Below are 6,981 nucleotides of genomic sequence, written 5' to 3'. Positions count from 1 at the left end.
GCCGGCCGCCTTGCCGGTCTCGGCCCGCCGGGCGCCCGCGCCGCAGATGCGGCCGGAGGATTACGCCCTGCCGGCCCTCGACCTGCTGGCCGCCCCGCGCGGCCCCTCGCCGGCAAGCCAGGTCTCGGCCGACGCCCTGGAGCAGAACGCGACCTTGCTCGAGGCGACGCTCGGCGATTTCGGCGTGCGCGGCGACATCCTGGCGGTGCGCCCCGGCCCGGTCGTGACCCTCTACGAGCTGGAGCCGGCGCCCGGCCCCGATCCGAGCCGCGTCATCGCGCTGGCCGACGACATCGCCCGGTCGATGTCGGCGGTCTCGGCCCGCGTGGCGGTCGTCCCCGGCCGCAACGCCATCGGCATCGAACTGCCCAACGCCAAGCGCGAGACGGTGTTTCTGCGCGAGCTCCTGGCCTCCACGGACTTCGCCGAGAGCAAGCACAAGCTCGCCTTGTGCCTGGGCAAGAACATCGGCGGCGAGCCGATCATCGCCGACCTCGCCCGGATGCCGCACCTCTTGGTCGCCGGCACCACCGGCTCGGGCAAGTCGGTGGCGATCAACACCATGATCCTCAGCCTGCTCTACCGGCTGAAGCCGGAGGAGTGCCGCCTGATCATGGTCGATCCCAAAATGCTGGAGCTGTCGGTCTATGACGGCATCCCGCACCTGCTCTCCCCGGTCGTGACCGACCCCAAGAAGGCGGTGATCGCCCTCAAATGGGCGGTGCGCGAGATGGAGGAGCGCTACAAGAAGATGTCCAAGATCGCGGTGCGCAACATCGACGGCTACAACGCCCGCGTCGCTGAGGCCGCCGCCCGCGGCGAGGTGCTGACCCGGACCGTGCAAACCGGCTTCGACCGACAGACCGGCGAGGCGATCTACGAGGACGAGGCCATGGACCTCGCCCCCCTCCCCTACATCGTGATCGTGGTCGACGAGATGGCCGACCTGATGATGGTGGCCGGCAAAGACATCGAGGGCGCGATCCAGCGTCTGGCCCAGATGGCGCGGGCGGCCGGCATCCACCTGATCATGGCGACGCAGCGCCCGTCGGTGGACGTGATCACCGGCACGATCAAGGCGAACTTCCCGACCCGGATCTCCTTCCAGGTCACCAGCAAGATCGACAGCCGCACGATCCTGGGCGAGATGGGCGCCGAGCAGCTTCTGGGTCAGGGCGACATGCTGTTCATGGCCGGCGGCGGGCGCACGACGCGCGTGCACGGGCCGTTCTGCTCGGACAGCGAGGTCGAGAGCGTGGTTGCCCACCTCAAGCGCCAGGGCCGCCCGAGCTACCTCGACGCCGTTACTGCCGACGACGAGGAGGGTGCCCCCGAGAAGGGCGGCAAGGCTGGCAAGGCCGGCGCGGCCGAGCTGGAACTCGACGGCGCCGTGTTCGACCAGGGCTCCTTCGGCGAGACCGGGGGCGACCTCTACGACCAGGCCGTGCAGGTGGTTCTGCGCGACCAGAAGGCCTCGACCAGCTACATCCAGCGCCGCCTCCAGATCGGCTACAACCGCGCTGCCTCCCTGATGGAGCGGATGGAGACCGAGGGCATCGTCGGCCCGGCCAACCACGCCGGCAAGCGCGAGATCCTGCTGGAGGATGCCGCCGGGTGAGGCGGGCGACACGGGTTTGAGGCGGGTTTGCGCGGCCCGGTCGCGGACGGGGGTGGAGGCGAAGCGGCCCCCGCCCGCGGGTCATGATCTTGGGTCGGGTATCCGGCCGTTCCCGTTCCAGCCGCCGGAGCGGGCGACGATCCAGGACAGCACCGCCTCTCCGCATGTGCCGGGAACAAGGCCCCTCCCCCGATGCGTCGGAACGCCCGGAACCGGACTCGGCCGTAGACCGTGGGAGCACGGAGGGCGCGCGTCCTGTTCGGACGGCGCGCCCTCCGGAGCCTCGGTCCATCGGGAGCCTTGGCCTGAAAGTCTACTTCGGCACGAACGCCCAGTAATCCAGGTCGAGGATCACGGCCGGGTCGTAGCCCTCGCCCGCCCGGTCCGGGAAAGCACCGCAGGCCTGGTTCTTGGTGGCCACTGTGCGCAGGCGCAGGAGACCGACATCGTCGCGGCCGACATCGGCGGCGGCCAGGACCTCACTCCAGGCATAGACCGTGTCGCCGGCAAAGAGCGGCGCCACGTGGCGGCCGGCATTGATGCCGGCCAACGCGAAGGCGTTGCCCAACCCGTTGAAGCTGAGCGCCCGGGCCAGCGAGATCACGTGCCCGCCATAGATCAGCCGGCGGCCGAACCGTGTGTCCTTGGCGGCCAAGCCGTCGAAATGGACCTTGGCGGTGTTCTGGAACAGGCGCGTGGCGATCTGGTGCTCGGCCTCCTCGACGGTCATGCCGTCGACATGGTCGATCTTTTCCCCGACCGCGTAGTCGGGGAACCGATGCGGGCTGCCCGCGAGATCCGAATCGTAGGCGGCGGCGGACAGCTTCGGCAGGGCGCCCGCGAGATCCTGCGGATCGACCACCTTGGCCAGCGTCGGGACGTGCTCCTCGGCGATGGCGGCCTCCGGGTCGCGCTTGCGCACCAGGACCCAGCGGCAATAGCTTAGAACGGTCTCGCCCGCCTCGTCGGAGCCCACCGAGCGCACATAGACCACGCCGGTCTGGCGGTTCGAGCTCTCCTTGAGCCCGATCACCTCGGAGACGGTCGACAGGGTCTCGCCCGGATAGACCGGCCGGCGGAACCCGCCCTCCGCGTAGCCGAGATTGGCCAGCGCGTTGAGGGAGACGTCCGGCACGGTCTTGCCGAACACCATGTGGAAGGTCAGCAGGTCGTCGAGCGGGCTTTTCGGATACCCGAAGGCCCGCGCGAAGGCGTCCGACGATTGCACGGCGAAGCGCGGGCCGTAGAGGCCGGTGTAGAGCGCCACGTCGCCCACCGTGACGGTGCGGGGCGTGGCGTGCCGGATGGTCTCGCCGAGGCGAAAATCCTCGAAGAACCGGCCTGAATTTGTCTTCACGATAGTCGATCCTACTGCACGTAAATCGCGGCCTGGGGCACGGCATATTCGTGCAGAAGCCGGCTGATGAACAGCAGCAGCAGGATCAGGATGATCGGCGAGATGTCGACGCCGCCGAGATTGGGCAGCAGGTTGCGGATCGGCCGCAGCACCGGCTCGGTGATCCGGTAGAGCACCTCACCGATCTGGGCGACGATCGGGTTGCGGACATTCACCACGTTGAACGCCACCAGCCAGCTCAGGACCGCGCTGGCGATGAGGACGTAGATGAAGAGCTGGACGACCGTGTCGAAGAGCCAGATCAGGGCGTTCATGCAGGTCCGCGCGTGTCCTCAGGGCGCCCGCACGACGGCACCGGGATCGGCGCGTTGGCGGGCGGCGGTGAAACAGGAATTGACAGGTCGAGCCGCCCGCGCCTACAAGGCCGGCGCCTCGACGGGGCTGTAGCTCAGATGGGAGAGCGCCGCAATCGCACTGCGGAGGTCAGGGGTTCGATTCCCCTCAGCTCCACCAACTTTCCTACGTCAAGGAAAGTTGAGTGGCATGATGGACTTAGAGGCTGTGTGGGCCTTTTGTTTCAGGCCAGGTCGTCGAGGGCGTTGACGGCCCTGTGGCTTGAAACGCAGACGGGGCATCCGGCCGCTACGCCGAGCCGATCGGCACGCTCGCAGTAGAAGCGGCTGCAGCGCCTGCCCCCCCAAAAGATCCGCTCGACGATCCAGCACGGCGTCCTTCGACCAGATCAGGAAGAGGGCCTTTCGTTTCCCGAGGACGCGGTAGGGCCGGCCGTGGACGTTGCACCCCCGCTCGCAGCGCTCGGCCGTGACGGCGCCTTCGCGGATGACCACGTCCGAGCGCTTCGCGACCTCCCTGGCGCCGGCGATGTCCCCGGCCGGCAGGGGGGGCTCCGGCACGCTGCGACGGGTCTTGCGGTGCAGGCGATGCCCGCGCGCGATCAGGTGCCCCGCCATCGGTGCGCCCATGATGCCGAGGCCGATGAGCCCGACATCCATTCCGGTCTTCTCGCGAATGCTGAGAGGCCGTTGCGGACGCGCACCGCGTCCGCAGGTCTTTCGGCACGACAGGGGTCGGTGCCGCGCGCGCGCGTCGCAGCGCGATCAGCGGACGAGGCAGGGCGTCTTCGGATCGAAGGTCCAGCCGGGGATCAGGAACTGCATCGCCGCCGCGTCGTCCCGGGCGCCGAGGCCGTGATCGCGGTAGAGGGCGTGCGCCCGCTCGACACCCGACCAGTCGAGCTCGATCCCGAGTCCCGGCCGCTCGGGCACCTGCACCAGGCCGCCGCGGATCGCGAGCGGCTCCCGGGTCAGGGCCTCGCCGTCCTGCCAGATCCAGTGGGTGTCGATCGCCGTGACATTCCCCGGGGCCGCCGCGGCCGCGTGGGTGAACATGGCCAGCGACACGTCGAAGTGGTTGTTCGAGTGCGAGCCCCAGGTCAGGCCGTGATCGCGGCAGAGCTGGGCGACCCGGACCGAGCCGGCCAGCGTCCAGAAATGCGGGTCGGCCAGCGGGATGTCGACGGCGCCGAGCTGGATGGCGTGATTCATCTGCCGCCAGTCGGTGGCGATCATGTTGGTCGCCGTGGGCAGGCCGGTGGCGCGGCGGAACTCGGCCATGATCTCGCGTCCGGAGAATCCGCCTTCGGCCCCGCAGGGATCCTCCGCGTAGGCCAGCACGTGGCCCTGGCCCTTGCAGAGCCGGATCGCCTCGTCGAGGGACCAGGCGCCGTTCGGATCGAGGGTCACGCGGGCCTTCGGGAAGCGCTCGTGGATGGCGGTCACGGCGGCGATCTCGTCCTCGCCCCGCAGCACGCCGCCCTTCAGCTTGAAGTCGTTGAAGCCGTATTGCGCATAGGCCGCCTCCGCGAGCCGGGCCACGGCCTCCGGGGTCAGCGCCTCCGCGTCGCGCAGGCGGAACCAGCCGTCGCGGGCCTCCGGCGCCCGGTAGGCGAGATCGGTGCGCGTGCGGTCGCCGACGTAGAACAGGTAGCCCAGCATCTCGACGGCGTCGCGCTGCTGCCCCTCGCCGAGGAGGGCGGCCACCGGCACCCCGAGGAACTGGCCGAGCAGGTCGAGGAACGCGGCCTCGACGGCCGTGACCGCGTGGATGGTGATGCGCAGGTCGAAGGTCTGCAGGCCGCGCCCGCCCGCGTCGCGGTCGGCGAAGCGCGTCCGCATGGCGTTGAGGACCGCGTTCCAGGCCCCGAGCGGCCGGCCGATCACGAGGTCCCGGGCATCCTCCAGCGTCCTGCGGATGGCCTCGCCGCCGGGGACCTCACCGAGGCCTGTGGCGCCGGTCGAATCGGTGAGGATCACGAGGTTGCGGGTGAAGAACGGGCCGTGCGCGCCCGAGAGGTTGAGGAGCATGCTGTCGTGGCCGGCGACCGGCACGACCCTCATCTCCGTCACCGTCGGCGTGTTGCGCGCGGCGTGGCCCTGGTCGTTCAGCATGGCGTTCCTCCTCACTGCATCGGGTGATTGAGCCGCGCGGCCGGTCTCCGCCGAGTGCGCGCGGCCCTGTCGGACCGGGACCGGGCCGTCCTGGGATCGGTCCGGTCTCGACGGTCAGCGCGCCTTGAGCTCGACGCGGCGGATCTCGCCGACAACCACAAGGTAGCAGAAGCAGGCCAGCAGGGCGTTCAGGCCGACGAAGACCAGGGCGCCGTTGAAGGATCCCGTGCTTTGCACGATGTAGCCGATCGCGATGGGCGTGGTGATGCCGGCGGTGTTGCCGAAGGTGTTGAACAGGCCGCCCGAGAGACCGCCGCTCTCCCGCGGCGAGGTGTCGGCGACGACGGCCCAGCCGAGTGCCCCGATGCCCTTTCCGAAGAAGGCCAGCGCCATCAGCCCGACGACGACCGCATCCGTCTGGACGTAGTTGCAGCCGATGATGCTCATCGAGAGCAGCATGCCGCCCACGATCGGGATCTTCCGGGCCGCGGTCAGCGAGTAGCCGCGCCGCAGGAGCAGGTCGGAGATCACCCCGCCGAGGATTCCGCCGATGAAGCCGCAGAGCGCCGGCAGCACCGCCGCGAAGCCGGCCTGCAGGATCGACAGGCCGCGCTCCTTGACGAGGCCGACCGGGAACCAGGTCAGGAAGAAGTAGGTCAGCACGGTGATGCAGTACTGGCCGACATAGATGCCGAGCAGCATCCGGTTGGCGAGGAGCTCGCGCAGCGTCTTGCCGGCATGGCCCGGTTTCTTCGTGCCCTGCCCGTCCATGTCGAGCAGCGCGCCGCCGGCCTCGATGTAGTCCCGCTCCGCCCGATTCATGGACGGGTGGTTCTTCGGGCTGTCGACCACGCGCAGCCACAGGACCGCGAAGGCGATGCCGAGCAGGCCCATGCTGGTGAAGACATGGTGCCAGCCGAAATTGTGGACGATCCAGGCCATCAGCGGCGTGAACAGCACCGTCGCGAAGTACTGGGCCGAATTGAAGAACGCCGAGGCCATGCCGCGTTCGCGGGTGGGGAACCACGCCGCCACGATCCGGGCGTTGGCCGGGAAGACCGGGGCCTCGGTGAGGCCGACCGCCAGGCGCAGGGCGAACAGCATGACGACGGCGGTGAGGCCGGTGAAGAAGCCCACCGCCCCCTGGGCCAGGGTGAAGGCGGACCAGAGGGCCACCGCCGCCGCGTAGACCCATTTGACGCTGTAGCGGTCGAGGAGCCAGCCCCCGGGGATCTGGGCGAGGACGTAGGACCACGCGAAGGCCGAGAAGACGTAGCCCATCTGCACGGGCGTCAGGCCGAGCTCCTTGGCCATGTCGGGCCCGGCGATCGAGATGGTGGCGCGGTCGGCGTAATTGATCGTGGTGGCGGCAAACAGCATCGCCACGATGAGCAGGCGGACGCGGGTACGGCGCGCCGCATCGGCAGCGTCGAGCAGGGTGCTCGCCGTGCCGCTGGTCAGGGCACTCATGGACGTTCTCCCGGGATGGATGCCGCCCGATTGCGCCCGGGCGGCGGGTCGGGCCGCCGTTGGTTCGG

The 6,981-nt window shown here is 69.6% G+C and carries 6 protein-coding genes and 1 tRNA gene; 2 read left to right on the top strand and 5 right to left on the bottom strand.

Going from position 1 to position 6,981, the window contains the following annotated elements; genetic code table 11:
- Positions 1-1,618: DNA translocase FtsK (locus AO398_RS04570; protein ID WP_280139111.1), on the top strand; the 1,618-nt coding region annotated here is incomplete at its 5' end.
- A gap of 313 nt (positions 1,619-1,931) precedes the next feature.
- On the opposite strand, the gene AO398_RS04565 is transcribed toward AO398_RS04570, so the two are convergent.
- Both AO398_RS04565 and AO398_RS04560 read right to left on the bottom strand, forming a co-directional pair.
- The gene (locus AO398_RS04565; RefSeq protein ID WP_058190838.1) at positions 1,932-2,975 is read right to left on the bottom strand and encodes a MaoC family dehydratase; all 1,044 of its coding nucleotides are present in this window, start codon (positions 2,973-2,975) and stop codon (positions 1,932-1,934) included.
- Between the two features lie 11 nt (positions 2,976-2,986).
- Positions 2,987-3,289, bottom strand: coding sequence for a YggT family protein (locus AO398_RS04560; RefSeq protein ID WP_058190837.1), 303 nt, complete (start codon positions 3,287-3,289; stop codon positions 2,987-2,989).
- Between the two features lie 123 nt (positions 3,290-3,412).
- Between AO398_RS04560 and AO398_RS04555 the strand changes: the two genes are divergently transcribed.
- Positions 3,413-3,488: transfer RNA gene (locus AO398_RS04555), tRNA-Ala, on the top strand.
- An 11-nt stretch (positions 3,489-3,499) separates the two neighbouring features.
- Here the strand turns inward: AO398_RS04555 and AO398_RS04550 are convergent.
- The 3 genes from AO398_RS04550 to AO398_RS04540 form a co-directional block, all read right to left on the bottom strand.
- Entirely contained in the window at positions 3,500-3,988 is a 489-nt protein-coding gene (locus AO398_RS04550; protein ID WP_058190836.1) for an NAD(P)-binding domain-containing protein, read from the bottom strand.
- A gap of 105 nt (positions 3,989-4,093) precedes the next feature.
- The gene (gene gudD / locus AO398_RS04545) at positions 4,094-5,443 is read right to left on the bottom strand and encodes a glucarate dehydratase (protein WP_058190835.1); all 1,350 of its coding nucleotides are present in this window, start codon (positions 5,441-5,443) and stop codon (positions 4,094-4,096) included.
- Between the two features lie 114 nt (positions 5,444-5,557).
- On the bottom strand, positions 5,558-6,913 hold the full coding sequence (locus tag AO398_RS04540) for an MFS transporter (RefSeq protein WP_058190834.1): 1,356 nt from the start codon (positions 6,911-6,913) through the stop codon (positions 5,558-5,560).
- Between the last annotated feature and the right edge of the window lie 68 nt (positions 6,914-6,981).

It is taken from the genome of Methylobacterium sp. GXS13 (assembly GCF_001455965.1).
Lineage (GTDB): Bacteria > Pseudomonadota > Alphaproteobacteria > Rhizobiales > Beijerinckiaceae > Methylobacterium.
The sequence above is the reverse complement of the archived record's forward strand: the minus strand, read 5'-3'. Positions and strand labels throughout refer to the sequence as shown.